Here is a 25885-nt window from a genome sequence, read left to right as displayed (position 1 = left end):
GCGCTGATGCCCGCCAGCAGGAGAGAAATCAGATGGCGACAAATTTATATCAGGACGGCACCACGATGGACTGGAGTAACTCTACGGGGAAAGACGTGGTGTCAGGTCAGGCGGTTGCCGTTGGCGGGATCGCTGGCGTGGCACATGCCGATATCCCGAACGGCGGCAGCGGTGTGCTGCATACAGTGGGCGTGTGGATCCTGCCTAAGGTAGAGGCTGATACCTGGGAGCGCGGGGCGAAATTGTATCTTGCCGCAGACGGGAAACTTACCGCCACTGCCGGGGATGTGGTGGCCGGCACCGCGTGGATCACTTCCGGTGCAGGTGAACCCGACAGTCACGTGCGTCTGGGGTACTGATGAACAGCCGGTTTCAGCGCCGGCTAAATCGCGCTGACCTGAGGGTGCAGCGCGTTTTTGCCGAAGAGGTTCCCGTTATCCTCTGGGTGGGACCCGGCGCACGTTCGATTTCCGCCATTTTTGAAGACCCGGATAATCCCGTCGATATTCCCGGAGGAGGAAGTATCGATGACCGTTCGCCATCACTCAGCGCTATGACACCGGACATTTTTGGCCTTCAGAAAGGCAACACCGTGCTGGTGAATGGCGAAGGCTATCGGGTAACGCATATTGGCTCCAGCGAGCTGGGCCGAACGCGCGTCACGCTTGCCCGTGGCGGTCAGCAGGAGCGACCTCCGGAAATAAATCAGTGGAGTAAAAAATAATGCGACCTTCACGACTGCGGCGAGATTTGCTGGTGGATATTGACCTGGGCGTGGCGCTGAATATTCCGGCGGCAGCGCAGGCGACAGAGGATCAACTGATGATGGCCTATTCCCGCGCGCTTCGGCGAACCGGGGACAGTCTGAAATCAATGGCGCTAAAAATGCTGAAACAGGGTATTGCACCTAAAAAGGTGAATATGCTGCGCAGGCGTTTGCTTGCGTTCAGTTCCCGCCGCAATCCACATGATTTGAACGAGCTTAAAGTGTGGTTTGGTCTGAATAAAATTAAGGTGAAGGATTTGCGCGGACGTTTAACCGGTCAGCGGCAAATGCTGGCAAGGGATCCTGATACAGGTCGGTTTATCGAGGCTAAGGGTAAAGGTAAAAAAAACTTCGCCGTTTTTAAATCATCCGGAGATCTGGGTGAAATTAAATTTGATAACGCCTACGTTTCGCGCGGGCGAGGCGGACGGACTATCCGCATTTATAATCCTGAAACCCGACGCAGCAGCGAGGCAGAAGTCGATATTTATGAGTCCATGCTGAACCGCATTGAGGATGATATTTTTCCCGAGGCGGCGCGCATTTTTTTCAGCCACTTCGAAAAAGATCTTAACGGCCGGGTCAAAAACAGTATTCACGTTGACAGAAAAACCAGACGGCGGATCAAATGAGTGATTTTTTAATGCCCCGCTACCACAGGGCGCTTTGCGATGCCCTTCAGGGACTGCCCTGGGTGCGCCATACAGGCGCTTATCCGGAAGAACAAACGCGGTTCATGACGCCAGCGGTGTTTGTTTCCGTACCCGGCTGGAGTCGTGCTGAGGGTACAAGCGTGTTGACGCTGGAGCTGGATATAGAATTTTTTGTGGTTTGCGACCGTGTTCCAACTGATGTTAATCCTGAACCTGAGATATTTTCCCGTTCGGCGGCGCTGGACTTAACGCAATGGCTCGAAGGTAATGTTTTTGGACTTAATGGTGTTGAACCACTCATTTTCCAGGATTGCCAGCGGGATAATTTTGATCCTGCGATGGATGATTATCTGGTTTTTCGTATCACGGCAGCCCAGCAGGTCACTGCCGGCGAAGATCCGTATGCGCCAGGAAATAACGCACCACTGAACGAGGTATGGCTTGGTAAAGTTCCTGACGTTGGGCGGGCCCACATTGATGATTATCGCCTGATATACCGGGCGGAGGACGACTCCTGATGGAAGAAATTATCCGTGACCTGCAGAAGCGACTAGCGAACGTCGTGCGCCGGGGTGTGATTACCGAGGTACAGATGGGCAGTCCGGTGAAGGTGCGTGTCGGATTCGGCAAAATTACCTCGCCATTGCTGCCCTGGTGCCAGACGCAGTCCAGCAAAACGGTACAGGTCAGCGACCCGCCTGCGGTGGGGGATGCGGTGACAGTGCTCAGCGAAGCCGGTGATATACGTAACGGCCGTGTTTATCCCGGCGATAATATCGACGCGGTTCCGGTGCCGGATGGCAGCGATAAAGAGCACATTACCCGGTATGCCGACGGGACGGAAATTCGCTACAACCAGGAAGCGCACGACCTGCAGATCACCCTTGCAGAGGGCGGGACGTACACTATCAAGGGCAAGGGCACGCTCGACGGGCCTGTGACCATCACAAAATCCCTCACGGTTAACGAAAACGCGACGGTCGAAGGGACGACGCATTCCGTCGGCAACCTGTCATCGGCTGCCGAGGTCTCGGACAGCAAGGGCAGCATGTCGCAGGTGCGTGAGGTCTTTGACGATCACGACCATAACGAAAACGGCGATGGTGGCGGCGTCACCGACCCGCCGAACCAAAAAATGTAGCAGCCGCCTCCTGGCGCCTTTTTTGTGGACGACTTTTATGATCGGAATGAATGCCGCAACAGGAAAACACCTCGCCGGGGATGAGCATCTCCGCCAGTCCATCATTGATATTTTCACCACGCCCAAACGCACCCGCGTACTGCGCCGCGATTACGGCAGCGATGTCCTGAAATACCTGGATAATCCGGCAGATGATGAAACGCGGGTAAATATCATTGCGGCAGCCGCGGATGCGCTGGCCCGGTGGGAAAAGCGCCTGCGCGTCACGCAAATCAGCGTCACGCGCGCCGGTGAAGGGCATTTCATTTTTGCCATAGGCGGTGTGAATACCGAAACAGGGAAACCGCTTCAGCTTGGAGGAATAAGCGTCTATGCCCGCGCAAAACATTATTGATATGTCGCAGCTGCCGGTGCCGGATGCCGTGGAGGTTCCGGACAGTGAGGCGCTGATTACGCAGTACGTCCAGAAACTGCAGGAACTGGACAGCATCTTTGACGCGCTGGTCGAATCCGACCCGGCGTTTAAACAGGGTGAAGCGCTGGCCTGGCGGGTGACATTGCTGCGCCAGCAGATGAATGACGCCATCCGGGCGGTGCTGCTGGCGAGCGCGAAAGGCGCGGACCTCGACCAGATAGGCGCGAACTTTGATGTCATTCGCCTGGTTATCAAGCCGGCAGATGAAACAGCGGTTCCGCCGACGCCGGCGGTTTACGAGGATGATGAGGCGTTCCGGGCACGCATCCAGCTGTCCTGGGCCAGACTGAGCACCGCCGGCGCATACAACGCGTACCAGTATTTTGCGCTCGGCGCGGACGGTGATGTCCTCGATGCGCAGGCGTATGGACCGGAGACGCACAATCAGGAAGGGCGGGTGTTTATGTATGTGCTGTCCCGGACTGGAGATGGCACGGCACCGCAGGCACTGGTCGATAAGGTTCACGCGGCCATTAATCCGAAGGACGTGCGCCCGCTGACAGATTTTGTCTCCACGCAGTCCGCAACCATCACCCCCTATGACATCGACGCTGACGTTTATATTCCGTATGGCCTCGATGCTGACCTGGTCCTCAGCAGCGCAAACGAGGCCCTGAAAGCCTATGTCGACAGCGTTCACCGCATCGGCAGCGTGGTGGCCCGCTCGGGGATTGATGGCGGTCTGCATCAGTCCGGCGTGGTGCGGGTGGTGCTGCGCTCGCCGGCGGCGGACCTGTTACCGGCGATGGGCGAGGCTTACTGGTGTCGCAACATTACGGTGAATAAGGTGCTGGTCAATGCCGAATAAATTTACCTCCCTGCTGCCCCCCAATGCCCTGCCGTCAGAACGGGCGATGGAAGAGGCCAGCGCCGCGCAAATTGAGGGAATACCGAACCCCATACGGGCCGTAAAAAATGCCGATGACTGTCCGGTTGAGCTGCTGCCCTGGCTTGCCTGGGAATACAGCGTTGACACCTGGAACACGGACTGGACCGAGCAGGAGAAGCGCAACGCAATAAAGCGCGCGGAATACATTCACCGTCACCGGGGCACGCCTGCCGCGGTGGAAATGTCGCTGTCTGACAGCCCGTTCTCCACGGAAATTATTGAATGGTACAACCAGGACCCGCCCGGCAGGCCGTACACCTTTTTACTGAACGTTGAGCAGGACGGCCGGCCGATTGCGCAGACTGATATTCAGGACCTGAAGAATGCGGTGCTGCGTGCCAAAAACCTGCGTTCCTGGTTCAGCGTGGCGTTCCGGGGAACGCTTGAGGGGGCCGCATATCTTCCGGGTGCCATGGTGGCATCAGAAATCATAACGCTAAAGCCACAGCCTGAGGCGCTGGTTGCTGAGACCGGAGAAGGGTTTATCACCGAATCCGGGGAGCGATTATTAACGGAGTTTAAATTTGAACTATGAGCGATAAACGATTCAGTGAATTACCTTCCGGAGGCACGCCTCTTCCCACAGATATTCTGCCGATAAGCCGAAAAAAAGACGACGGAACCTGGGAGTCAATGACCGTGGCTGTCAGTGAGCTTTCTGCGTCATCGGGCCTGGGGGCAGGACAAATTCTTGACGCCACCACAGCAGCGCCCGGTCGGTACGTGTTACTTGCCGGCGCGACCCTGAAATCCGGTCCTGCAGATGACCACATAGATGATGTTTTTTGCGCTACGCTCGACGTGTTTAGTGAGGGGTATGCAAGGCTTAGTGCGGTATTACACCTCAATGAAGGGCATACAGGTGTTGCTGAGTGGGTCCTTATGCCGGGCTCACCCCTGCACTTTACTCAAGACTATCTCTGGTTCCTGACGGCGAAAATCCCCCAGACGGCAACGGAATTAAAGACCATAGCAGACGCAAGCCGGGAGTATGTTATGGATCACTTCGGCTCAAAAATTCGGGATGGAGTGTGACATATGACGCAAGGGCTGATTTTAACCAACGTCGGTGCAGCTGAAATAGAAGCAGCCTATGTCGCGGGAGAAACGGTAAAAATTCCTGTCGTTTCATTTGGCGATGGTGGCGGGAATCCCGTACAGGCGGACCCGACCGTCACTGCACTTGCCGGCAAGCTTGGTGAGGTGCCACTCAGTGCCGGTAATGTCGGGGCAGTTTTGCTTGGCGGTATGGCAACTATTCCCTGCAGGGACCATCCGGGAAAGGTGCTGCGTGAGTTTGGTCTGGTCAGCGAGGCCGGAACCCTGATTGCATACGGCGCCTATCCGGACACCTATCTGCCGAACCAGGAGGACTCCATCGTCAAGGAGGTGGTGATTAAATTCATCATGCCGCTGATGTACACCGAATGCGTTGAGCTGGTTGTCGATCCGCATATCGCCGTCCTCACGGTGGAGGAAGGGGACAAGCGCTATTATCGTCAATCCCTGAGGCTAAAAGAGGTCGCAGATGCAGGGGCAGACGCGCAGGCGGAGGCGCTCGGGCACCTTAACGCTGTTCCCAGAACCACAAAGGTGAACGGCCACGCGCTTGAAGGTGACCTTGACGTGACGGCGCAGGACATTTTCAGCGGGCAGGCGGTGGCTATCGGCGACGCGGCAGACCTGAACACTTTCACAACGCCCGGACTGTATTATCAGCCATCAAATGCAGCAGCCGGAACCGGGGCAAACTACCCGGAGCTAAATGCTGGTTCACTGGAAGTTTACAGGCACGCCGGGGTGACGCAGATTTACCGCATTTACCTCGGCTCGGGAACTTACATCAGGTCGCTCTATGATAATGCATGGTCAGCATGGTCGAAGCGGTATGACACAGCCAACAAACCCGGCAGTGATGATGTTAACGCCATTACGCGTGATGGCTGCCATATTGCGGGTTTTGCCGGAGGCGATGCAGCCCAGCCGTATATGCGCCACACGGGCGATGAAGTGGTGGTCCTGTTGGCGAAAAGCGGGGATTCCTACACTAAGGCGGAAAGTGATAACAACTATCAGCCGAAGGGGAGCTACATGCCAGCAGGTGAGGCGTACACGAAAGCTGAGTCTGATGCCCGATACATTATGATGTTTCGACAGGCGACTCAGGGCAGTTTTACGGTCACTCACGACGCTGATATGTTTGCACCTGATGGCAGCTATCTGAATGGATATCACTTTGAAGGTGATAATCCAGGCGGCGATACCATGTTTTATCGGGCCATGCAGGTCAAAATAAATAATACGTGGATAAACGTGGGGTACAACACAGCGCGGTCTGAGACAAAAAAAGAAGCAAAACCCGTGCCGGCATCGGGTTTAATTCAGCTAATCAGGTTGAAGCACTTTTTACCGGAAGGCTGGCCTGCTCACCTGATGAACTACATTGATGAGTCAGGGTATGTCTGGGATGAGGTTATGAGCTCCCTGACGGGGACAGTCTTTATTGCCTGTGACAGTGATGGCGTTATCCGTCAGATTGATGGTGACGCAACCATGCTTAACCCAGACGGATTATCGGTTTATGGCTGTGAAACGCTTCCTGAGGACTGCAGCATAGATGGTTCCTGGATTTACGATGGAGAAACATTTACCAGAAACATGAGCGCGCTGGCCGGGCGCAGAGAATCCCTCAAACAGCAACGTATCAGGCAGGCCAGCCAGCTCATGAGCCCCCTGAATGCGGCAATGCAGCTGGGCGATATCACTGAAGCTGAGACTCAGCGTATGAAAGACCTGCTGGCGTACGTTCGCGAACTGCAGGCGCTGGATGTGAGCGCGTCACCGGACACGCCGATCCCCGATTTACCGCAGTAACACCCACAGAACCGAAAACATAACCGCCTGCAGGCGGTTTTTTTATGCCCGGAGAAAATCAATGAGTGAACTACATGGCGTGGAAACGCTGGAATACGTCTCGGGAGCCATTGCCATCACAACCGTTTCGACGGCGGTGATTGGCCTGGTGGGGACCGCCCCGGACGCGCAGCCGGCGACGGCCGCAACCGGGGAAAGCGGCTCCGTGCTGCTGAATACCCGACTGCAGTACGTTGCGAAAGAAGCAGGGCGCGCCGGGAATAAGCTGAAGGTGACCGCCATAGCAGGAACGCCAGCACCGGCGGCCCCGGCATCGCTGGCAGACGACAGCGCCGGAGAGTCTGCAGCCAGCACCCGAACCACCAAAAAAGCGGCAGAGCTAATCACGCCCGCGGCGGAAGCCGTTGCCACTACGGCGACATGGTCTGCAGAGACCGGCGAGCTGCTGATTACGCTTGGCGTGGATGCGGCCGGAGCTATCACCGCTAAAGCCAGCGAGGTAATCGCAACCGTGGCCGCCATCGCTGACAGCGGTATCACTGCATCGTTGCCGGTGGATGCAACGGGCGAGGGCGTGATGTCGCCCTTCAGCATTACGCTGTCCGGCGGCGAGGATGAACCTTTCCCGCTGAACACCCCTGTTGTGGTCGCCGGCGGTCTCGGGCAGGCCGCAAAACTGGGGAATACCGGCTCCCTTTACAGCGAGCTGAACGACATCTTTGACCAGTACGGCGCGCTGGTGATTGTAGTGCGTGCTGACGCAGCAGCAGAAGCTGAGGCGCAGCGCGCAGCAATGATTGCTGCAATGGATGGCCTGGCGAAAAGCAAGACCATCACCACGTATCAGCCCCGCATCCTGATTTGCCCGTCACTGTCAGATGATGATGCGGTAGCGAAAGCGCTGGAAACCAAAGCGGCAAAACTACGGGCGATTGCCTACGTGGAAAGTGCCGCCGGCGCGACCGTACAGGATGTCGTTAAACGCCGGGACATGTTCGGCGACCGCGTCGAGCTGATGCGCCCGCGCGTTCAGGTTGCCGACAGTGACGGCCAGCTGGTTTACAAACCCTACACCGCCCGCGCAGCGGGCCTGCGCGCCCGCATCGATAACGAAAAAGGGTGGTGGTGGAGCAAGTCCAATCAGGACGTTTACAACATCCTCGGCGTAGAGCAGGTGGACGACTGGTCCCTTTCAGATCCCTACAGCACAGCGAACCTTCTCAACATGGATAACGTGTCCACGATCATTCGCCATGACGGGTTTAAGCACTGGGGAAACCGCCTGTGTACCACGCACCCGCAGCTGCGCTTTGAGGCAGTTCGCCGGACGGCAGACATCATTGAAGACTCCATCCAGGAGGCGATGATGCCGTATATCGACGTGCCGCTCGACAAGTGGGTGCGCGATGACATCCTTGACTCCATCAACAGCTTCCTGCGCCGCATGACGGCGATGAAAGCCATCTTTGGCGGTCGCGCCTGGCTGAACGAGGAGCTGAACACTGCCGAGACCCTTGCCGCCGGCCAGCTCTGGATTGACTATGACTTCGGTCCGAAATCCCCGCTGGAGCGCCTGACGCTGACGGCGAACCCGACAAACAACTCTTACGCCCTGGCACAAATGATGGAGGCTGCATGAAAAAGTCAAACTTAAGGAACTGGGCGCTGTTTATCGGCGGCGAACGCATTGACGGTGCGCATGAATACACCGCCCCGGAACTGTCCGTCATCGTGACCGAGATTCGCACCGGCGGAATGGACACCTCCATTCCGATGGATGACGGCATGGATCCTCTGAAGTGCAGCTTCAAAATTTACGGCGTGGATCCGACGGTGCTCTCCTGGTTCGGTTTTCAGGCGGGAAACTCTCCCCGCGTATCGGTGCGCGAAGCCTATCTTGAGGGCAGCACCCCGGTTGAGCGTGTGGACACCCTGGAGGGGTTAATCACCAAACTAACGCCAGACGCGCACGGCAACAGCAATCAGGGCGAATCCAGCTACACGGCAGAAATGAGCCTGACCTATTACAAATCGGTCTACGGCAACCAGCTGCTGCATGAAATCGATCCGGAGCGTTTCATCCGCATCATTAACGGTGTGAACATGCTGGAAGGTATCGGGCAGATCCTGCGCGCGTACTGATATCCCGTTCATCCTTATTCACCGCTTTAACGGGCCCCGGACGGGGCCTTTTAGTTTATTAAAGGAGTTTTTATGTCTGAGCAGAACACCATTCCGGCACGCGTGAAAGTCATCACGCTGACTTTCCCGTATGAAACAGCCAAAGGAAAAAAGATTGAGCGCGTGGAGCTGCGATCACCGACCGTGCGTGACCGTCTTCTGCGTTCCCGCGACCCAGCGCCGGCGACAGAGGCGGACGTGAACATGATGGCCCGCCTGTGCGGACTGGAACTGGACGACCTGCTGTCGATGGAGATTGCTGACTATCTGCAGGTGGAGGAGGCCTTCAATTTTTTGGCTGTAGCCACCACCCCGAAATCGAATCCGAAATAGACCGGGGGATGCGGTGGCTGGGGAACTGGTTCGGCTGGCCGCCGGGCGAGATTCTGGCGATGCCGTATGAAGATTTTCAGGATTTTGTCGTGAACGAGGCGGAAGATCGCAAGGCACGGCAGGGTAAAAGGGCGGGCTAACGATGGCAACAGTACGACAGGCACTCAAGGCCAGCATTGAGTTTGGGGGCAAGCTGGACCCCAGCTGGACGGGCAGCGTGAAGGCGATGGAGAAGGGAGTCGGGTTGCTGACAGCTCGCTCCCGCCAGATGGCCTCTGAGCAGCGCGCGCTGGCCTCCCGCATTCGGGAGATGACGAAGGAAGGGAAAAACGTCAGCACGCTGCAGCACCATTACGATCACCTCACGAAAAGCATCAAAGAGACCGAAAAAGCGCAGGCAGCGCTGAACGGCAAGCTTGGCAGCGCCCGCCTGCGTGAAAGTCTGATGGGCGGGACAAAAAACGCCATGAAGCGCACAGGGAAAGGCATGCTCAAGGGCGGTCTGACCGCCGGGGCATGGATGGGCGGGGGCCTGATAGCAGGCGCTGCAGGTGCGCTGGCCTCCCCGATAATGCTGAACCAGGAAACCTCAGAGAAAGCGGGGCTGGCGAAGAGTTACGGCGTGGACACCTCAACGTTCATGGGCTGGGAAGGCATGGGCAGGATGATGGGGCTTAACGGGGAGAATATCGGGGATCAGTTTGAAGAGTTCAAAAACAAGGTTGAGGACTACTTCGACGCTGACTTTAAAAAAGGGGCAATAGCGGAAGCTTTTCCGGTGCTGGGAATAAAGCCTGGTGAAATGGCGGGTAAAAATAACCAGCAGCAGGTTGAACTCGTTTTTGAAAAATTGCTGGCAATGAAAGACGACCAGCGCGCAGCAGGGATTGCCGATAAGCTTTTCGGTGGCGAGGGTAACAAAACCCTGACCTTCATGCGCATGACGGGAAAAAGCTATCAGGAGCTGATGGCTCAGATGGCAAAGTACAATATGGTCACCAAAGAAGGGGCTGAGGGGGCGGTTGCCGGCAATATGGCCGTGAGCAATCTCTGGCAGGTGCTTACCACTGCGGGGATGGAAATCTCGGGTCAACTGGGCGGTGAGTTGGGCCCGTCAATTACGGGTATTGCTGACAAATTGTCATCCTGGCTGAAGGATGGCGGCATAGACAGCATCAAGAGCATTATTCTTGACGATATCATCCCTGGTGCCGTCAGTTTTGGTAAAGGGCTGGTCTATGTGGGCGAAGTCGCCTTCGCGCTGGCGCGCAAGCTCAGCTGGCTTTTGCCGGATGAGAAAGAGCAGGCGCAGCAGAAACAGCAACTCATCAATCAGGTGGCCTCGGGCAACAGTTCCCCGGAACTGGTTGCCAGTATGGCGAAGGATTTAGGCCTGGAGGACTGGTTTAAGGGGCTGAATCTGGATACCTACAAAACCAGCCAGCTGCGCATGCAGTGGGATGAAAGCCACAGCGGGAAGGACGGTGCCACGAAGGGTGCCAGCCCTGAAGAACAGAAAAAGCTGATGGCGATCGCTGATCCGGAGGCTGCTTCCCGTCAGAGCCTGTCTGATTTGCTGCAGCATCCCCCATCACTTACAGAACCCTCCACCCCGATCGCAAATTCCACTGCGGGCCTTGCCCGCGACCAGAAAGGCAATGTTCACAATGAGTGGAAACCTAACGTGAACATTCAGGTTATTCAGCAACCCGGAGAGGATGGTGAAGCCCTGGCGAACCGCGTTGGCCTGGCGTTTAAGGATACTTCCTCAGCCGGCGCGTCGTTCACGCCAATGTCCGATCCGTTATGGAGCGCTAACTGATGCGGGTACTTAACAGCAACTATGTGGATGATGCCGGCAGCGGGGAGGATACGCTGCCGAGGGTCATGATCCGTCTAGGGGAATTCAGTTTCTCAATAGACAATCTGGCCTATGACAGCCTGAAAACGGATGCAAGCTGGAACTGGGCGGAGCAGGGGCGCATCGGTAAACGCGACCTGCTGCAGTACACAGGCAAGGCCGCACCGACCAAAACGTTCGAGGGGCAGGCGCATGCGCTTTTTGGCCGCTCCGTGCTGGCCGTCAGCGAGCTCTACCAGCTCGGGGATAATGCTGACCCCCTGCAGATGGTGAGCAGCAACGGCGATGTGATGGGCTACTGGGTTATCAAGTCAGTCAGCGACAGCACAAACTCTCTCCTTCCCGGCGGCTTTGCCCGCCATAAAACCTTCTCGATGGCGATTCAGTACTATGGCAACGACCTATCAGACCCGTGACGGGGATATGCTCGATTTGATTTGCTTTGATTATTACGGCGCTGCTGCTCTGAATCAGTCGGTGGCCGCGGTGCTGGAAGCAAACAGGGGACTGGCAGATTACGGCCCCCGCTTTACGGCGGGCGTCAGCATCACGCTGCCCGACTGGGTTCCGGCGTCACTGCAGGCTGACGATCAGTTATGGGATTAATAACATGGAATACATACCGGATTTTACGCTGACGGCGGAAGGGAAAGACATCTCAGCGGCTATTCGCCGCGGGCTGGTCAGCATCAAACTGACGGATTACGGCGGCGCGACCGGCAAGACCGACACGCTGACCATCACCATGGCATCGGAAACCCTGAAACTCCCGTCAAAGGGCGCGCGCCTGCAGCTGGGGCTCGGGTTTAACGGGGATATCGTGAATAAGGGTAATTTTGTGGTGTGCGGCGTCGAGAGCAGCGGCCCGCCACGGGTGCTGAACATCAACGCCACGGCGGCCCCCGGCAACACGCTGAAGCAGCCGGCGGACACCACCTCACAAAAACACCGGACCTTTGAAAAAACCACGCTCGGGGCGATTGTTGAGGCCGTGGCCGCCGCGAACGACCTGAAACCCCGCGTATCGCCAAAGCTCGCAAAAATAGATATTGACTATGAAGCGCAGGACGGCGAATCAGACGGGGCGTTTATGTTGCGCCTGGCGCGTCGGTATAACGGCGTAAGCAAGCCGACGAACGGTTACTGGCTGTTTCTGGAGCAGGGCGCAGCTACAAACGCCAGCGGCAAGGAGGTGAAGAGCTGGACATTCACGCCTGACCAGGTGACGCGCTGGAGCTATCAGGAGGGCGACCGGGGCGGCTCAAAAGAGGGCAAGAAAAAAGGGAAAGTCGGGATCAACTACTACGACGCGAAAACCGGCAAGACCGAAACCCACGAGCAGGAGCATGACGGTGCAGACGCTCACCATCCGCACACCCACCCGGACAAAGCCTCGGCGGAGCACTCTGCAAACTCAGCCGTCACGCAGGCTAAAAAGAACGGTCGCCAGATGTCGCTCAGCGGCCCGGTCAGGCCGGATATCGTGCGCATGACGGCAGAGTGCCGCATCACGACGCAGGGCTTCGGTGAGCGCGAAGATCTCGCCTGGCTGACAGAGTCCGTCCAGTTCTCGCTGGAGAAAGGGGGATTCACTTTCGATATCAGCCTGAAGACCGATATCACCGCCAAAGGCAAGAAGGATAAAGGAAAGGGAGAAGACTATGGCTTCGGTAAAAACTAGCGGGTGTGAATGATGGCGACCATATCAGGAATCTATAACGACCCGTTTGGAAGGCCGGTATCAGGTGCCGTAATTGAGCTCACGGCCAGAAAGACAACATCAGCAACGTTTGCCGGGACGAACGCTGCGGCGGTCACTGCAGAGGATGGCAGCTACACAATGATAGTGCTGCCTGGCGTGTATGTTGTTACGTCCAGAATTAAAACCGCGTCGAATTATCTGGGCGTTGTTTATGTTTATCCGGAGGGTCCGGACGCATCTCTCAATCAGTACCTTGCCAGCTTTAATCCTGATGATGTTACGCCGGCAATCCTGGAAGAAATTCAGGAGCTCGCCAGAAGTGCGGAATCATCAGCGCAGGCTGCGGCAGAGCTTGTTCGCCATCCTATTTTTGAAGTTCCGACTGCGGCAGAACTGCCCGCAGTTCCGGCAGGGTTTTATATGGTGAAAAACGATGAGGGAAAAGGCGGAGGCCCTCAGCTGTACTATTTTTCCGCCGAGGACAAATACTGGATCGCCATGGTTAAGGAGGCGCGATGAGCACACGATTCCCGGTTGAAAACATCAGCGCGCCGGCCGCTGATTTAACGGACTACAGCGGACAAACGCTGGCAGGTGAGACCCTGCAAATTATGCAGGCCAACCCATCATCAAGGCTGTACCGACTGCAGAATTTGTCTGACGTTTATTCGTTATGGTTTAACGATACCGGCGGAATTGCCGCCCCGAAAACAGCAGGATCCTACGAGCTCGCTCCGGGAGCGTATTACGAATTTTCATCACCCTTTGCGGTTTCTGTTTACGCCGATGCGGTGATCACCTTCAGTGCTGCGAGATATTAGTATGCCGATGATAATTCCGGTCAAGGGGGCCGCTGACACAGGCTCCCTGAATAAAAAAAATTTCGACCTGTGGTTTTCACAGTTAAAGCGACAGCAGTCACTCAACATTGCGCCCCGCCCGGTTATGGAGTCCCCACCCGTAGCAACGCTGATTAAGGCGACAGGTATCTCTAGCGCGACCATCGTCAGCGGGGGCAGCGGGTATGCATCAGGTGATAACCTCACGCCGGCAGGAGGTGAATTTGCTGTCGCTGGTCGACTGCGGGTCACCGGTGTTGATGAGGCTGGCGCCATAACCAGTGTTGCCGTACAGCTTCCCGGTCTTTATTCCACCCATCCTGATAACCCTCTGGCCGTCGAAGGCGGAACCGGAAGCGGGGCGGAATTTACGCTGACATGGAATGCCAGTGTCGCCAGCTCAGTTTATAACGGCAAGACCTGGTCCCGAACGGATGAGACCGCGTTCGAATATACGGGATACGACCTGCACGATACTGTGGCGGGGTACCGGGGAAACGGTGTCCAGAACGGTACTCAGTGTATCATTGAGTTCCAGAGTGATGCCCCGGCGCTGGATTTTCGTTTTGTAGGCGGCAACGGTCAGTACGATCTCTATATTGACGGATACCGCGTTTCAGCTGAATCCGTCAGGACAGACTCATCAGGCGCGCCTTACATTTACAATGTGGACTGGAGCGGAGTGTCGATAACACGACATTACCGACTCTGTGGTGTAAATACAGGGTTTGGCGGTGTCGTTACGGGCCAGAACTATACGGTCTCCACTCCCAGAGGGCAAAGGCGTCCGCTTGCCTGGCAACTGGGGGACTCGTATACGGTCGGCGTAGGGGCTGCCCAGGGGTCATATAATGATTTTCGGGTCATGTGTGATGTACTGGGGCTGGATGGCATAGCCGACGGAATAAGTGGTGCTGGCTGGGGCTCCACTCAGGATGGCAGGGTGCCGGAATGGCGGGTCAGAAATAAACTTGGCGTCATCACGAGACCACCTCAATATGTGTTTTTATCGATGGGATATAATGATGCCGGCGGTGATGTCGAAAGAATAACAGCCGCGTTTATTTCCTCCGTCAGTGCTGCAAGAGAGGTCTGTCCTCTGGCAAAAATCATCGTCATCGGCCCGGCGACGCCGCTCGGCCACACAAAGCAGCTGGACGACATTCGTGATATTTTGATGACGCAATGCGAGCAGCTGGGGCTGCCCTTCGTTGATGTCCGGGATGTCGTGAACGCGTCAAACGCTGCGTTGTATACGGGAAGCGATGCGACCCATCCGACAGATGCGGGCCATGCATACCGGGGCGTGCAGATAGCGCTGAGAGTGCAGGAGTGTCTGTAGGTGAGAAGCGGACCGGAAGCCCGCTTAACAGAATAAAACATCAATTTCACATTTCTCTTTCTGACACAGGGTAAGCGCATTGCTCTTTTTTTGAAAAATGCTGATTAAATAAACGATAAATAAGTGCTAACCTTTCATATATGCGAGATTATTCCTAAAGGGAGTTTAGTTTGACTAAAATCAACAAAAAAGCAGCAAAAAATGCAAACATTCTATTTTTTTAGGTAGGGAATTTTATGAAAAAATTGATATTAACAACATGTATGTTTATGGCTTCTTATGCTCAAGCCGTTGAGTATCCGACTGCTGAAAAGGATTTTATATCTATTGTTCAGAATTCTATGAATGAAGCATCTACAATTAGTAATGAAATGAAATTAGGAGGCATAAAAGCAAAAAGAGATTCAAATATTTGCAAAAAATTAAAGCATAAGGATGACTTCTCACATTGGTACGGAAGAATAAAAGAAATTGGTGCAACTAATGATGGATTTGGACGATTAACTATAGAAATTGAAAATGGAATAACTCTTCATACATGGAATAATGCATTTTCTGATATTGAATATAAAACATTAATAAAACCGGAAATGGCACTATTTGATAAGGTTTCAAGTATGAAAGAGGGTGATTATGTTGAGTTTTCTGGGTATCCGTTCCGCGGGCCCAAGTCGTGCATCTATGAAACAAGTATTGGATTATCCGGTGGTGTAGAAGAACCTGAGTTTTTGTTTAAATTCACTGATGTCAACAAACTAACGAATTAATATTTTTATGGGCCCTCGGGCCCATTTTATTCTATCTGATAAATGTCTCTTCAATGAGAGCCTCAACCCTTTTTTTATTCTCTCGTTGTAGTCTGCTGTCTCAGCAACGATTCTTCGTGTTTCGGCGATAGAGAATGCTTTATGTTAGGGGGGGCATCCTTGTTTATACGCTTAGCTGATTTGTGTATGTTCGGGAGACCGATAAGCCAGATGTGAGCAGCTCCAGATATGCACCAATTCCTGATTTACCGCAATAGCATCCGCAGAGCCAAGCCCCAGACTGCGAGATCAGGGGCTTTAAAACTGCAAAAATCATTCTCCAAAACCCATTCATAACTGACTGAAGTTATTAGGTTTGATATGCGGTTTATTTGAAGGTTAAAATCATCTCAAAATTAAATCTAACAGATTGAAAATTAAGAATTAATCACTAAGTTCATTTGCCTTCTTGTTCAGCAGCCGAGACGCGCGCCAGTAAACCAGCAGCATCAGACCCATCACCACCGTCAGCGTGATGCTGGTGGCGGACCCGAACGGCCAGTCGCGGATGTTGAGGAACTGGCTCTTGATCACGTTACCAATCAGCAGGTTTTTCGCCCCGCCCATCAGGTCAGAAACGTAGAACAAGCCCATCGCCGGGAGCATCACCAGCAGACAGCCCGCGATAATGCCGGGCATGGTCAGTGGGATGATAATGCGGATAAAGGTCTGGAGCCTGTTGGCGCCCAGATCTTTTGCCGCTTCCAGCAGCGGTTTGTCCAGCTTCTCAATGCTGGAGTAGAGCGGCATCACCATAAACGGCAGCAGGATATAGACCAGACCGACTATCACCGCGCTCGGGGTGAACATGATGCGAATCGGCGTATCAATCACTCCCAGCCACAGCAGAAACTCATTGAGATAGCCTTTGGTGCTGAGGAAGATTTTCAGCCCGTAGATGCGAATCAGCGAGTTGGTCCAGAACGGCACAATCAGTAAAAACAGCAGCAGGGGGCGCACCTTTTGCGGCAGGCCCGCGAGGAACCATGCGAAGGGATAACCCAGCACCAGACAGGCAATTGTGGCAATCAGCGCCATATTGAGCGAGTGCAGCAGCACGTCAAAATAGAGCGGATCGAGCAGGCGCGCGTAGTTGTCCAGCGTAAACACCAGCGAAACGAAGTTAGCGTCGTCGCGGGTCAGGAAGCTGGTGGCAACGATCATCAGGTTGGGTAAAAAGACAAACAACACAAGCCAACCGACAATCGTGGCAATCACCACATTCTGGAACTTACTTGTGTTCTTCATCAGCCAGCACAACCTCCCAGCTTTCTACCCAGTTGATAACCATTTTCTGGTCGAGAGAGTGGTCGAAGTCAGGGTCGTCCTCGTTAAAGAATTCGCTGACCATCACCATTTTGCCGTTCTCCAGCTCGACGACAGACTCCAGCGTCATCCCTTTGTAGTTGCGCTCGCGGATATAGCCGATTAACCCTTCGGCCTCGGTATTACCGTGGATTTCATCGACGCGCAGATCTTCCGGGCGCAGCAGAACGTTGAGCTTTTGTCCCTTTTCGACGGGGAAATTCACCGTGATTGCACACTCGCGTCCTTCGACGCGGGCGCGCACGCGCTGGTCGTCCAGACGCTCAATAACCGTGGCGTCGAAGATATTGATCTCGCCAATGAAGCTGGCGACAAACAGATTTTTCGGCTCTTCGTAGATTTCACGCGGCGTGCCGTCCTGCTCGATTTTGCCGTCGCGCATCACCACGATGCGGTCAGACATGGTCAGGGCCTCTTCCTGATCGTGGGTGACGAAGACAAAGGTAATGCCGAGCTTGCGCTGCAGGGCTTTAAGCTCGTTCTGCATCTGCTTGCGCAGCTTGTAATCCAGCGCGGAGAGGGATTCATCCAGCAGGAGCAGGCGCGGCTTATTGACCACGGCGCGGGCAATGGCCACGCGCTGCTGCTGGCCGCCGGAAAGCTGATGCGGTTTTCGCTGGGCAAACGTCTCAAGCTGCACCATGCGCAGGGCGTCGGTAACGCGCGATTCGATTTCATTCGCCGGGGTTTTCTGCATCCGCAGGCCAAACGCCACGTTTTCAAACACGGTCATGTGCGGGAAGAGGGCATAGCTCTGAAAGACGGTATTGACGTGGCGGTCTTCGGCGGGAACCCGAGTGATGTCCTGGTTCTCAAGATGGATATGGCCGTTATCGGCGCTTTCCAGCCCGGCGATAAGGCGCAGTACGGTTGTTTTGCCGCAGCCAGAGGGGCCAAGCAGCGTCAGAAACTCACCGTCATTGATGGTGAGTGTGAGGTCGGAAATGACGTTTTTGCCATCAAAACTTTTACGAATTCGTTCCAGTTTCACCAGCGGTGAACGGGTTTGTGTATTCAATTTTTGCGCTGTCCCATATAGACGCCTCAGGCAGCAGACTGAAGCGGGGTTTGTGTGTAACCACCTTGGTGACTCGTAATGAGGGCGGACATTCTACGGCAATCCCCTGCAATCGCCAATCCTTGTCACTGATTCATAAGCTACATTTACTAACGCATAACGATATAAACGGAAAATATTCTCGTTTGCGGGATAAAAGTGACCTGACGCAATATTTGCGTTTTGATGCTTATTGATAATGTTGTCACGAAAAGTGAGGGTGACTGCATGGATAAATTACTTGAGCGTTTTTTACAGTACGTTTCGCTGGATACCCAATCTAAGCCGGGTGTTCGCCAGGTGCCGAGCACCGAAGGCCAGTGGAAGTTGTTAAACCTGCTTAAAGAGCAGCTTGATGCCATGGGGCTGGTCAACGTCACGTTAAGCGAGAAAGGCACTGTGATGGGAACGCTGCCGGCAAATGTCCAGGGTGATATTCCGGCGATTGGCTTTATCTCCCATGTCGACACCTCTCCGGATTTTAGCGGTAAACACGTAAACCCGCAGATTGTGGAAAACTACCGCGGCGGCGACATTGCGCTGGGTATTGGCGATGAAGTGCTCTCGCCTGTCATGTTCCCGGTGCTGCACCAGCTGCTGGGCCAGACGCTGATCACTACCGACGGCAAAACGCTGCTGGGGGCGGATGACAAGGCGGGTATTGCGGAGATCATGACCGCGCTGGCGGTGCTGAAGGGCAAAAATATCCCGCACGGGGACATCCGCGTGGCCTTTACGCCGGATGAAGAGGTCGGCAAGGGCGCGAAGCACTTCGACGTGGAAGCCTTTAACGCGCAGTGGGCCTATACCGTCGACGGCGGCGGCGTCGGTGAACTGGAGTATGAAAACTTCAATGCCGCGTCCGTCACGATCAAAATTGTCGGCAACAACGTTCATCCCGGTTCGGCGAAAGGCGTCATGGTGAACGCGCTGTCGCTGGCGTCCAGAATTCATGCAGAAGTCCCCGCGGCAGAGAGCCCCGAACAGACCGAAGGGTATGAAGGGTTCTATCACCTGACCAGCATCAAAGGTACCGTGGACAGCGCGCAGATGCACTACATCATCCGCGATTTCGACCGCAAAGCCTTTGAGGCGCGCAAGCGTAAGATGATGGAGATCGCGAAGAAGGTCGGTAAGGGATTACACCCTGACTGCTATATTGAGCTGATAATAGAAGACAGCTATTACAACATGCGTGAGAAGGTGATGGCGCATCCGCATATTCTCGATATTGCCCAGCAGGCGATGCGCGACTGCGATATTGAACCGCAGCTGAAGCCGATTCGCGGCGGCACCGACGGTTCTCAGCTGTCATTCATGGGGCTGCCGTGCCCGAACCTGTTTACCGGTGGCTATAACTACCACGGCAAGCATGAGTTTGTGACGCTGGAAGGGATGGAAAAAGCGGTGAAGGTGATTGTGCGGATAGCGGAGTTGACCGCGAAGCGGTAGCCGCTTTAAGCCGGGTGGCGCTTCGCTTACCCGGCCTACGTTCAAATTGCAGGCCCGGTAAGCGAAGCGCCACCGGGCACAAAGGCAAGGAGCGCCCATGTCAAACTACCGTCGCCACTACGTTCCCGGGGGCACATGGGTTTTTACCGTCAACCTGCAAAACCGCCAGAGCGATTTGCTTACCCGCCATATCGACAGCCTGCGTTCCGCCACCTCAACGGTTAAACGTGCGAAGCCCTTCACTATCAACGCGTGGGTTATCCTTCCTGAACATATGCACTGTATCTGGACCTTACCGGAAGGTGACAGTGATTTTTCCGCCCGCTGGCGGGATATCAAAAAGACGTTCAGCCGCAGCATCGACATGCGTCATATCTGGCAGCCACGCTTCTGGGAACACACTATCCGTAACGAAGAGGACTACCGGCGGCATGTGGATTACATTTACATCAATCCGCTGAAGCACGGCTTTGTCAGTAAAGTCATCGACTGGCCGTATTCAACGTTTCATCGCGATGTGCGGGAAGGAGTGTACCAGGCGGATTGGGCGGGAGAGATCGAGGATTTTGCGGCGGGTGAGCGGAAGTAAAATGCCGGGTGGCGGCTACGCCTTACCCGGCCTACAAAACCAGTGAACGTAGGCCCGGTAAGCGAAGCGCCACCGGGCATTAAGGCGACTCAGTCCTCAAAGAACCAGTACCCGCTGTTCACCAGCGCGGCCAGCATCGCGAGGAAGGAGGGGTCTTCCAGCGCATCGCCAAAGGTGTCGGCAGTCAGCACCAGATGGCTGGCAATCGCTTCCAGCGCCGGACGGTGCGGAGAGTCCAGCTTCTCGCCGTTGACGAACACCTCCTCACCAATGCGCAGCACGCGCAATCCGCCCAGGCGTACCAGCTTGTCGCCCTGCTGGAGCGCATCATAAATCTCGTCAGCCTGATAAGGCGGCTCCGGCGGCGCAACGTCCAGCTCATGACGAGACTGGCTGATAAACTCGCCAAACCACTGTTTGAAGTGCTCCGGCTCGTTAATCAGATCCAGCATCATGCCGCGCAGCTTATCCAGCTCTTCTGGCAGAATGTCCGCCGGATGCTCGCGCGCAGGCACATCAGGATCGCTGTAACGATAGCTGCCCAGCTCGCGCTGCAGAACATAGTCGGCAAATCCGCTGATCATTTCGCGGCCGCTCGGCGCGCGGAACCCGACGGAATAGTTGAGGGAGTTTTCCAGGGAGTAACCTTCGTGAGGGAATCCCGGTGGAATGTAGAGAATATCACCCGGCTCCAGCTCTTCGTCGATAATCCCTTCAAACGGGTCAACCTGGAGCAGATCCGGATGCGGGCAGTGCTGCTTCATTGGCACTTTTTCGCCCACGCGCCAGCGGCGGCGGCCCGTACCCTGAATGATAAACACGTCGTACTGGTCCAGATGCGGACCGACGCCGCCGCCAGGTACGGAGAAGGAAATCATCAGATCGTCCATGCGCCAGTCGGGCAGGGCGCGGAACGGGCGCATTAAGGCGGCAGTCGGCTCGTGCCAGTGGTTGACCGCCTGCACCAGCAGCGACCAGTTGTTTTCACCGAGGTGATCGTAGCTTTCGAAAGGACCGTGGCTGACCTGCCATTTCCCGTCCTGGTGGCTGACCAGACGGCTGTCGACTTCGTTTTCCATGGCCAGACCCGCCAGCTCGTCAGGCGAGATAGGGTCGACAAAATTGCTGAATCCGCGTTTCAGAACCACCGGGCGTTTTTGCCAGTAACGTTCAATAAACTCGGGCCAGTTAAGCGTTAAGTGATAATCCATATTTTTTTATTCCGCAGGCTCTTACTGACTCGGATTATAACGGAAGCTCAGCCCCCGGCTGCGAGATCCTCGCATTTTTCACATAACGGGTTAACTATCGTTCAATGTGGGCTGCTGGCGGCCAAAAATGACCTCCATCCGCGCGCCTCCCAGCAGGCTTTCGCTGGTTTCGATTTTTCCGTCGTACTGGTCGACAATCTCACGGGCGACGGCTAACCCTACGCCCTGGCCTGGACGCAGCGTATCGGCGCGCTGGCCGCGATCGAACACTACGTCACGCTTATTGCGCGGGATCCCCGGGCCATCATCCTCAACGATGATATGCAGTTCGTTATCCGTCTGACGCGCAGACACTTCCACGAACTCCAGGCAGTATTTGCAGGCGTTATCCAGCAGGTTACCCATCACTTCCATGAAGTCATTTTTTTCACCCACAAAGCTTATCTCAGGCGAGATATCGAGGCTGATGTTCACCCCTTTACGCTGATACACCTTGTTGAGGGCTGACGTAAGGTTATCCAGAAGCGGGGCTACCGGGTGCAGCTCGCGGCTCAGGAGCGCGCTGCCGGAACGCATGCTGGCGCGGTGAAGGTAATAGCCAATTTGCTGGGAAATACGGCTGATCTGTTCCAGCATCACCGGCTCGGCATCGTCAACGCTCAGCTTCGAACTGCGCATTGAACGCAGGGTACTTTGCATGACGGCCAGCGGAGTTTTCAGACTGTGGGTCAGGTCGGTAAGCGTCGTACGGTATTTATCATAGCGTTCGCGTTCGCTTTTCAGCAGGCGGTTGAGGTTTCGCACCAGGCTGGTGAGCTCGCGCGTGGTTTCCGGATTGAGCTTCTCGCGATGATGTTCTTCAAGCTCTCGAACCTCTTTCGCCAGTGATTCAATGGGGCGCAAGCTCCACCACGCCGCCACCCACAGCAGCGGGATCACCAGCAGAAGATTCGCAGCCAGAACATAGATGAACCAGCTCCAGACCATATAAGAACGCTTCAGCTCGACCGGAATGGTATCGATCACCACGATGGTCAGCTGCGGCATGTTCAGCGTCGCCGGATAGAGGTTAATCGCAACGGAGTGCGTCATCTCCGTATCGGCGTTGTCGGCACGGATCTCGTTCAGCTTTTGCTGCAGGGAGCGATCTTCACGGATCAGCGAGCTGGTGGTGTTGAGATCGGCTTCAATTTCATGAAACCCGTTGGTTTTGAGCCAGTCCGGACGAATGCTTTTAACCAGCCACGGGATATCACGCTGCGCCCACAGTAATTTCCCTTTTTCGTTATAAATCAGGGCAAGCGTAGGGCTCTGCTGGTTGAGGTTTTCCGGCATTTCGACGGTGATTTTATTGTTTTCCCACTTCGCCAGGGTATAAAACAGATTGCTTTCGCCGCGCAGCAGGCGAAAGGTGGTTTTATCAAAGCTGACGCTGTAGCCCACCAGGGCGACCATGCCGTAGGAGAGCGACAGCACCAGCACGACGGCGGCCGTTGCCAGCAAGAAACGAACCCGCAGTGAGAGGGGCAGAATGTGGCGTAAAATCCGTCTCATTTAGCGTAATTCAAACAGGTAGCCCTGGCCACGGACGGTGGTAATCACATCCTGCGGATACTGCGCCTGAATTTTCTTACGCAAACGTCCCATCAGCACGTCAATGGTATGGCTCTCGCGCAGTTCAGCATCAGGATAAAGCTGGAGCATTAAGGAATCTTTGCTCACGACCTTGCCATTGTTGCGGATCAGCGTCTCCATGATGGTGTATTCGAAGGCGGTGAGCTTGATCACTTCATCATTGATGGATAATTCCCGGCGGGAGAGATCGACCTGGAAAGGCGGGATGGAGATAACCTGAGACGCCAGCCCGCTGTTGCGCCGAAGCAGCGCCTGCATGCGCGCCGCCACCTCTTCAATATGAAACGGCTTGGTGACGTAATCATCTGCGCCCGCGCTGAGCACTTCGACCTTATCCTGCCAGCCTTCACGGGCGGTCAGCACCAGTACCGGCAGGGAGACATCGTGGCTGCGCCAGCGGCGAATTAACGACAGACCGTCTTCGTCAGGCAACCCTAAATCGACAATGGCGATATCCGGCAGGTGTTCATTGAGATAATAATCGGCTTCTTTTGCATCTTCAGCATCGTCCACCTGATGTCCCATCTCCTGAAGCTGAACCTTCAGGTGATGACGTAGCAATGCGTTATCCTCAACAACCAGTACGCGCATCATCTTTTCTCCCAGAATAAATAGTATGAATAGTTTAACGCTGATTATGTTGCTGTGGGGATAAACATTCAGTAAACCGGGGAAAAGCAACCCCCTTTCCGGGCGGAAAGGGGGGAGAGGAGATTACTTCAGCTCGTCAACCATAGTGATGGCGCGGCCAATGTAGTTCGCCGGAGTCATCGCCTTCAGGCGGGTTTTCTCTTCTTCCGGCAGCGCCAGGCCGTCGATAAACTGCTTCATACCTTCCGCGTCAACGCGTTTGCCGCGGGTCAGCTCTTTCAGTTTTTCGTACGGTTTTTCGATGCCATAACGACGCATCACGGTCTGAATCGGCTCCGCCAGCACTTCCCAGTTGTGATCCAGTTCGTCCAGCAGACGATCGCGGTTCACTTCCAGCTTGCTCACGCCTTTCAGGGTGGACTGGTACGCAATCAGCGCGTAGCCGATGCCCACGCCCAGATTACGCAGTACGGTGGAGTCGGTCAGGTCGCGCTGCCAGCGGGATACCGGCAGTTTGCTTGCCATATGCTGCAGCACGGCGTTCGCCAGACCCAGGTTGCCTTCGGAGTTTTCGAAGTCGATTGGGTTTACCTTGTGCGGCATGGTGGAAGAGCCGATTTCACCGGCGATGGTTTTCTGTTTGAAGTGGTTCAGGGCGATGTAGCCCCACACGTCACGATCGAAGTCGATCAGGATGGTGTTGAAGCGTGCGATGCAGTCAAACAGCTCGGCGATATAGTCGTGCGGCTCAATCTGGGTGGTGTACGGGTTCCACTGAATGCCGAGAGAGGTCACGAACTCTTCGCTGAACTGGTGCCAGTCTACTTCCGGGTAAGCGGCGATGTGGGCGTTATAGTTACCGACCGCGCCGTTGATTTTACCAAGAATTTCAACCTGTTCCAGCTGACGGTACTGGCGTTCCATACGGTACGCGACGTTCGCCATCTCTTTACCCATCGTGGATGGGGTGGCCGGCTGGCCGTGGGTACGGGAGAGCAGTGGAATGTCGCGGTATTCCACGGACAGCGCTTTTACCGCGTCGATGATTTTACGCCAGTAAGGCAGCACCACCTCTTTGCGCGCGGTGGAGAGCATCAGCGCATGAGACAGGTTGTTGATGTCTTCAGAGGTACAGGCGAAGTGAATGAACTCAGACACGGCATGCAGCGCAGGGACGCTTTCCACTTTCTCTTTCAGGAAGTACTCAACCGCCTTCACGTCGTGGTTGGTAGTGCGTTCAATGGTTTTAATGCGCGCGGCGTCTTGTTCGCTAAACTCGGCAACGATTTTATCAAGGTAATCGTTTGCCTTTTCGTCAAAAGCAGGAACTTCCTTGATTGCTGCCTGGGCGGCCAGCTTTTGCAGCCAGCGTACTTCAACCTGAACACGGAACTTCAGCAAACCATATTCGCTGAAGATCCCGCGCAGCGCGCTGACTTTATCGCCGTAGCGTCCATCGACAGGGGATACGGCGGTCAGTGAGGATAATTCCATAATTCGCAACTCCGGGAGGTTAACAATGAGCAAGAATTTGTTTTGCCTGAGTGGTCAGGCGATTACGAGAAAACATTAACTGCAGGCGGCCACCGCCAACCTGGTGCCACAGCACGGCGGCGCGGATCCCAGCCAGCAGAGACGCGCGCACTTTTGCCTGTACCTGCGGGCTTTGCAGCACGGCTGGGGATCCGGTGACCTGAATACGCGGGCCCAGCGGGCTGATGACGTCAACATAAATGCCGGCCATGGCGCTGAGCAGCGTTTCGGACTGCAGATCAAAATGGTCAAGCTGACGCTGTAGCCCGGCAATACGATCGCCCAGGGTATTGAGCGCACCTTTTGCTGCGCTCAGCTTACGTTCCAGCACCATCAGGCTCAACGTGTAGCGGGTCAGCTCCGCGTTTAACCCCTGACGGCTGCTGGCGTTAAGCACGCCAAGCAGGGTTTCAAGACCGAGACGAAGATTGGTTTCACTGCCGCCGAACACGCCCAGGGTCGAGCCGGGGTTGAGGTCGATAACGCTGTTCAGTGAAACGTGCAGGGCGTCAGCGTCGCAATGACCCTGATGCGCCAGCTGTTGCACCAGACGGGCTGACTGGCAAATTCCCGCCAGCGCCAGGGTGATGTCATAGTAATTCTTCGCCACACGGTCTCCTTTATGTGTG

The 25885-nt window shown here is 55.2% G+C and carries 31 protein-coding genes; 24 read left to right on the top strand and 7 right to left on the bottom strand.

Annotated elements, in window-relative coordinates; all coding sequences use genetic code 11:
- The first annotated feature begins 32 nt into the window (after positions 1-32).
- The 22 genes from RVY89_RS10155 to RVY89_RS10050 all read left to right on the top strand — a co-directional run bounded on the left by RVY89_RS10155 (position 33) and on the right by RVY89_RS10050 (position 15823).
- Complete coding sequence (locus RVY89_RS10155) at positions 33-359, top strand: DUF2190 family protein (protein WP_484827721.1); 327 nt, start codon at positions 33-35, stop codon at positions 357-359.
- A complete protein-coding gene (locus tag RVY89_RS10150) occupies positions 359-724 on the top strand; it encodes a head-tail joining protein (RefSeq protein ID WP_484827720.1) in 366 nt (121 codons plus the stop codon). The genes RVY89_RS10155 and RVY89_RS10150 overlap by 1 nt, the downstream gene beginning before the upstream one ends.
- A gap of 32 nt (positions 725-756) precedes the next feature.
- On the top strand, positions 757-1398 hold the full coding sequence (locus tag RVY89_RS10145) for a hypothetical protein (protein ID WP_484827719.1): 642 nt from the start codon (positions 757-759) through the stop codon (positions 1396-1398).
- On the top strand, positions 1395-1937 hold the full coding sequence (locus tag RVY89_RS10140) for a hypothetical protein (RefSeq protein ID WP_484827718.1): 543 nt from the start codon (positions 1395-1397) through the stop codon (positions 1935-1937). Before RVY89_RS10145 ends, RVY89_RS10140 begins: the two co-directional genes overlap by 4 nt.
- 56 nt (positions 1938-1993) lie before the next feature.
- On the top strand, positions 1994-2560 hold the full coding sequence (locus RVY89_RS10135) for a phage baseplate assembly protein V (RefSeq protein ID WP_484827717.1): 567 nt from the start codon (positions 1994-1996) through the stop codon (positions 2558-2560).
- A 37-nt stretch (positions 2561-2597) separates the two neighbouring features.
- Positions 2598-2954: a GPW/gp25 family protein gene (locus tag RVY89_RS10130; protein ID WP_484827716.1), complete on the top strand. Its 357-nt coding sequence runs from the start codon at positions 2598-2600 to the stop codon at positions 2952-2954.
- Complete coding sequence (locus RVY89_RS10125) at positions 2932-3843, top strand: baseplate assembly protein (RefSeq protein ID WP_484827715.1); 912 nt, start codon at positions 2932-2934, stop codon at positions 3841-3843. The genes RVY89_RS10130 and RVY89_RS10125 overlap by 23 nt, the downstream gene beginning before the upstream one ends.
- A complete protein-coding gene (locus RVY89_RS10120; RefSeq protein ID WP_484827714.1) occupies positions 3833-4459 on the top strand; it encodes a phage tail protein I in 627 nt (208 codons plus the stop codon). The genes RVY89_RS10125 and RVY89_RS10120 overlap by 11 nt, the downstream gene beginning before the upstream one ends.
- On the top strand, positions 4456-4959 hold the full coding sequence (locus RVY89_RS10115) for a hypothetical protein (protein ID WP_484827713.1): 504 nt from the start codon (positions 4456-4458) through the stop codon (positions 4957-4959). The genes RVY89_RS10120 and RVY89_RS10115 overlap by 4 nt, the downstream gene beginning before the upstream one ends.
- A 3-nt stretch (positions 4960-4962) precedes the next feature.
- Positions 4963-6798 (top strand): phage tail-collar fiber domain-containing protein, encoded by a 1836-nt coding sequence (locus tag RVY89_RS10110; protein ID WP_484827712.1) that lies wholly within the window; start codon positions 4963-4965, stop codon positions 6796-6798.
- A 61-nt stretch (positions 6799-6859) separates the two neighbouring features.
- Positions 6860-8437, top strand: a complete 1578-nt coding sequence (locus tag RVY89_RS10105) for a phage tail sheath subtilisin-like domain-containing protein (RefSeq protein WP_484827711.1) — start codon at positions 6860-6862, stop codon at positions 8435-8437.
- A complete protein-coding gene (locus RVY89_RS10100) occupies positions 8434-8940 on the top strand; it encodes a phage major tail tube protein (protein WP_484827710.1) in 507 nt (168 codons plus the stop codon). The genes RVY89_RS10105 and RVY89_RS10100 overlap by 4 nt, the downstream gene beginning before the upstream one ends.
- A gap of 72 nt (positions 8941-9012) precedes the next feature.
- Entirely contained in the window at positions 9013-9312 is a 300-nt protein-coding gene (locus RVY89_RS10095; RefSeq protein ID WP_484827709.1) for a phage tail assembly protein, read from the top strand.
- An 8-nt stretch (positions 9313-9320) separates the two neighbouring features.
- Positions 9321-9452: a hypothetical protein gene (locus RVY89_RS10090; RefSeq protein ID WP_484827708.1), complete on the top strand. Its 132-nt coding sequence runs from the start codon at positions 9321-9323 to the stop codon at positions 9450-9452.
- A 2-nt stretch (positions 9453-9454) separates the two neighbouring features.
- A complete protein-coding gene (locus RVY89_RS10085) occupies positions 9455-11134 on the top strand; it encodes a hypothetical protein (RefSeq protein WP_484827707.1) in 1680 nt (559 codons plus the stop codon).
- Entirely contained in the window at positions 11134-11589 is a 456-nt protein-coding gene (locus RVY89_RS10080; protein ID WP_484827706.1) for a phage tail protein, read from the top strand. The genes RVY89_RS10085 and RVY89_RS10080 overlap by 1 nt, the downstream gene beginning before the upstream one ends.
- Entirely contained in the window at positions 11564-11779 is a 216-nt protein-coding gene (locus tag RVY89_RS10075; protein WP_484827705.1) for a tail protein X, read from the top strand. Before RVY89_RS10080 ends, RVY89_RS10075 begins: the two co-directional genes overlap by 26 nt.
- A gap of 4 nt (positions 11780-11783) precedes the next feature.
- Positions 11784-12854: a contractile injection system protein, VgrG/Pvc8 family gene (locus RVY89_RS10070; RefSeq protein WP_484827704.1), complete on the top strand. Its 1071-nt coding sequence runs from the start codon at positions 11784-11786 to the stop codon at positions 12852-12854.
- A gap of 9 nt (positions 12855-12863) precedes the next feature.
- Positions 12864-13394: a prophage tail fiber N-terminal domain-containing protein gene (locus tag RVY89_RS10065; RefSeq protein ID WP_484827703.1), complete on the top strand. Its 531-nt coding sequence runs from the start codon at positions 12864-12866 to the stop codon at positions 13392-13394.
- Positions 13391-13696, top strand: coding sequence for a hypothetical protein (locus tag RVY89_RS10060; RefSeq protein ID WP_484827702.1), 306 nt, complete (start codon positions 13391-13393; stop codon positions 13694-13696). The genes RVY89_RS10065 and RVY89_RS10060 overlap by 4 nt, the downstream gene beginning before the upstream one ends.
- Position 13697: 1 nt before the next feature.
- Entirely contained in the window at positions 13698-15056 is a 1359-nt protein-coding gene (locus tag RVY89_RS10055; RefSeq protein ID WP_484827701.1) for an SGNH/GDSL hydrolase family protein, read from the top strand.
- Positions 15057-15292: 236 nt separating this feature from the next.
- Complete coding sequence (locus RVY89_RS10050) at positions 15293-15823, top strand: hypothetical protein (protein WP_484827700.1); 531 nt, start codon at positions 15293-15295, stop codon at positions 15821-15823.
- 423 nt (positions 15824-16246) lie between these two features.
- Here RVY89_RS10050 and potB read toward each other — a convergent pair whose 3' ends face one another.
- Both potB and potA read right to left on the bottom strand, forming a co-directional pair.
- On the bottom strand, positions 16247-17110 hold the full coding sequence (potB, locus tag RVY89_RS10045) for a spermidine/putrescine ABC transporter permease PotB (RefSeq protein ID WP_484827699.1): 864 nt from the start codon (positions 17108-17110) through the stop codon (positions 16247-16249).
- Entirely contained in the window at positions 17094-18236 is a 1143-nt protein-coding gene (potA, locus tag RVY89_RS10040) for a spermidine/putrescine ABC transporter ATP-binding protein PotA (protein WP_484827928.1), read from the bottom strand. Before potA ends, potB begins: the two co-directional genes overlap by 17 nt.
- Positions 18237-18473: 237 nt before the next feature.
- Between potA and pepT the strand changes: the two genes are divergently transcribed.
- Both pepT and RVY89_RS10030 read left to right on the top strand, forming a co-directional pair.
- Positions 18474-19697 (top strand): peptidase T, encoded by a 1224-nt coding sequence (pepT, locus tag RVY89_RS10035; protein ID WP_484827698.1) that lies wholly within the window; start codon positions 18474-18476, stop codon positions 19695-19697.
- A 97-nt stretch (positions 19698-19794) separates the two neighbouring features.
- The gene (locus RVY89_RS10030) at positions 19795-20286 is read left to right on the top strand and encodes an REP-associated tyrosine transposase (protein ID WP_484827697.1); all 492 of its coding nucleotides are present in this window, start codon (positions 19795-19797) and stop codon (positions 20284-20286) included.
- Positions 20287-20375: 89 nt separating this feature from the next.
- On the opposite strand, the gene RVY89_RS10025 is transcribed toward RVY89_RS10030, so the two are convergent.
- The 5 genes from RVY89_RS10025 to hflD form a co-directional block, all read right to left on the bottom strand.
- Positions 20376-21497, bottom strand: a complete 1122-nt coding sequence (locus RVY89_RS10025) for a ribosomal protein uL16 3-hydroxylase (RefSeq protein ID WP_045401586.1) — start codon at positions 21495-21497, stop codon at positions 20376-20378.
- Positions 21498-21587: 90 nt separating this feature from the next.
- Positions 21588-23051 carry a two-component system sensor histidine kinase PhoQ gene (phoQ, locus tag RVY89_RS10020; protein WP_371897732.1) on the bottom strand — a complete coding sequence of 488 codons (1464 nt, stop codon included), beginning with the start codon at positions 23049-23051 and terminating at the stop codon, positions 21588-21590.
- Entirely contained in the window at positions 23052-23723 is a 672-nt protein-coding gene (phoP, locus tag RVY89_RS10015) for a two-component system response regulator PhoP (RefSeq protein WP_024908594.1), read from the bottom strand.
- A 123-nt stretch (positions 23724-23846) separates the two neighbouring features.
- Positions 23847-25217, bottom strand: coding sequence for an adenylosuccinate lyase (gene purB / locus RVY89_RS10010; protein WP_008500757.1), 1371 nt, complete (start codon positions 25215-25217; stop codon positions 23847-23849).
- A gap of 19 nt (positions 25218-25236) precedes the next feature.
- On the bottom strand, positions 25237-25866 hold the full coding sequence (hflD, locus tag RVY89_RS10005; RefSeq protein ID WP_013097081.1) for a high frequency lysogenization protein HflD: 630 nt from the start codon (positions 25864-25866) through the stop codon (positions 25237-25239).
- Positions 25867-25885: the final 19 nt, after the last annotated feature.

The sequence above is a fragment of the Enterobacter sp. 3U4 genome (assembly GCF_057224565.1).
The sequence above is the reverse complement of the archived record's forward strand: the minus strand, read 5'-3'. Positions and strand labels throughout refer to the sequence as shown.

Bases quoted from the DNA above. Each gene is read 5' to 3' on its own strand.
- RVY89_RS10155 (WP_484827721.1), top strand. From the start codon at position 33: ATGGCGACAAATTTATATCAGGACGGCACCACGATGGACTGGAGTAAC.
- RVY89_RS10150 (WP_484827720.1), top strand. From the start codon at position 359: ATGAACAGCCGGTTTCAGCGCCGGCTAAATCGCGCTGACCTGAGGGTG.
- RVY89_RS10140 (WP_484827718.1), top strand. From the start codon at position 1,395: ATGAGTGATTTTTTAATGCCCCGCTACCACAGGGCGCTTTGCGATGCC.
- RVY89_RS10130 (WP_484827716.1), top strand. From the start codon at position 2,598: ATGATCGGAATGAATGCCGCAACAGGAAAACACCTCGCCGGGGATGAG.
- RVY89_RS10125 (WP_484827715.1), top strand. From the start codon at position 2,932: ATGCCCGCGCAAAACATTATTGATATGTCGCAGCTGCCGGTGCCGGAT.
- RVY89_RS10120 (WP_484827714.1), top strand. From the start codon at position 3,833: ATGCCGAATAAATTTACCTCCCTGCTGCCCCCCAATGCCCTGCCGTCA.
- RVY89_RS10115 (WP_484827713.1), top strand. From the start codon at position 4,456: ATGAGCGATAAACGATTCAGTGAATTACCTTCCGGAGGCACGCCTCTT.
- RVY89_RS10110 (WP_484827712.1), top strand. From the start codon at position 4,963: ATGACGCAAGGGCTGATTTTAACCAACGTCGGTGCAGCTGAAATAGAA.
- RVY89_RS10105 (WP_484827711.1), top strand. From the start codon at position 6,860: ATGAGTGAACTACATGGCGTGGAAACGCTGGAATACGTCTCGGGAGCC.
- RVY89_RS10100 (WP_484827710.1), top strand. From the start codon at position 8,434: ATGAAAAAGTCAAACTTAAGGAACTGGGCGCTGTTTATCGGCGGCGAA.
- RVY89_RS10095 (WP_484827709.1), top strand. From the start codon at position 9,013: ATGTCTGAGCAGAACACCATTCCGGCACGCGTGAAAGTCATCACGCTG.
- RVY89_RS10090 (WP_484827708.1), top strand. From the start codon at position 9,321: ATGCGGTGGCTGGGGAACTGGTTCGGCTGGCCGCCGGGCGAGATTCTG.
- RVY89_RS10085 (WP_484827707.1), top strand. From the start codon at position 9,455: ATGGCAACAGTACGACAGGCACTCAAGGCCAGCATTGAGTTTGGGGGC.
- RVY89_RS10080 (WP_484827706.1), top strand. From the start codon at position 11,134: ATGCGGGTACTTAACAGCAACTATGTGGATGATGCCGGCAGCGGGGAG.
- RVY89_RS10075 (WP_484827705.1), top strand. From the start codon at position 11,564: ATGGCAACGACCTATCAGACCCGTGACGGGGATATGCTCGATTTGATT.
- RVY89_RS10070 (WP_484827704.1), top strand. From the start codon at position 11,784: ATGGAATACATACCGGATTTTACGCTGACGGCGGAAGGGAAAGACATC.
- RVY89_RS10065 (WP_484827703.1), top strand. From the start codon at position 12,864: ATGATGGCGACCATATCAGGAATCTATAACGACCCGTTTGGAAGGCCG.
- RVY89_RS10060 (WP_484827702.1), top strand. From the start codon at position 13,391: ATGAGCACACGATTCCCGGTTGAAAACATCAGCGCGCCGGCCGCTGAT.
- RVY89_RS10055 (WP_484827701.1), top strand. From the start codon at position 13,698: ATGCCGATGATAATTCCGGTCAAGGGGGCCGCTGACACAGGCTCCCTG.
- RVY89_RS10050 (WP_484827700.1), top strand. From the start codon at position 15,293: ATGAAAAAATTGATATTAACAACATGTATGTTTATGGCTTCTTATGCT.
- potB (WP_484827699.1), bottom strand. From the start codon at position 17,110: ATGAAGAACACAAGTAAGTTCCAGAATGTGGTGATTGCCACGATTGTC.
- pepT (WP_484827698.1), top strand. From the start codon at position 18,474: ATGGATAAATTACTTGAGCGTTTTTTACAGTACGTTTCGCTGGATACC.
- RVY89_RS10030 (WP_484827697.1), top strand. From the start codon at position 19,795: ATGTCAAACTACCGTCGCCACTACGTTCCCGGGGGCACATGGGTTTTT.
- RVY89_RS10025 (WP_045401586.1), bottom strand. From the start codon at position 21,497: ATGGATTATCACTTAACGCTTAACTGGCCCGAGTTTATTGAACGTTAC.
- phoQ (WP_371897732.1), bottom strand. From the start codon at position 23,051: ATGAGACGGATTTTACGCCACATTCTGCCCCTCTCACTGCGGGTTCGT.
- phoP (WP_024908594.1), bottom strand. From the start codon at position 23,723: ATGCGCGTACTGGTTGTTGAGGATAACGCATTGCTACGTCATCACCTG.
- purB (WP_008500757.1), bottom strand. From the start codon at position 25,217: ATGGAATTATCCTCACTGACCGCCGTATCCCCTGTCGATGGACGCTAC.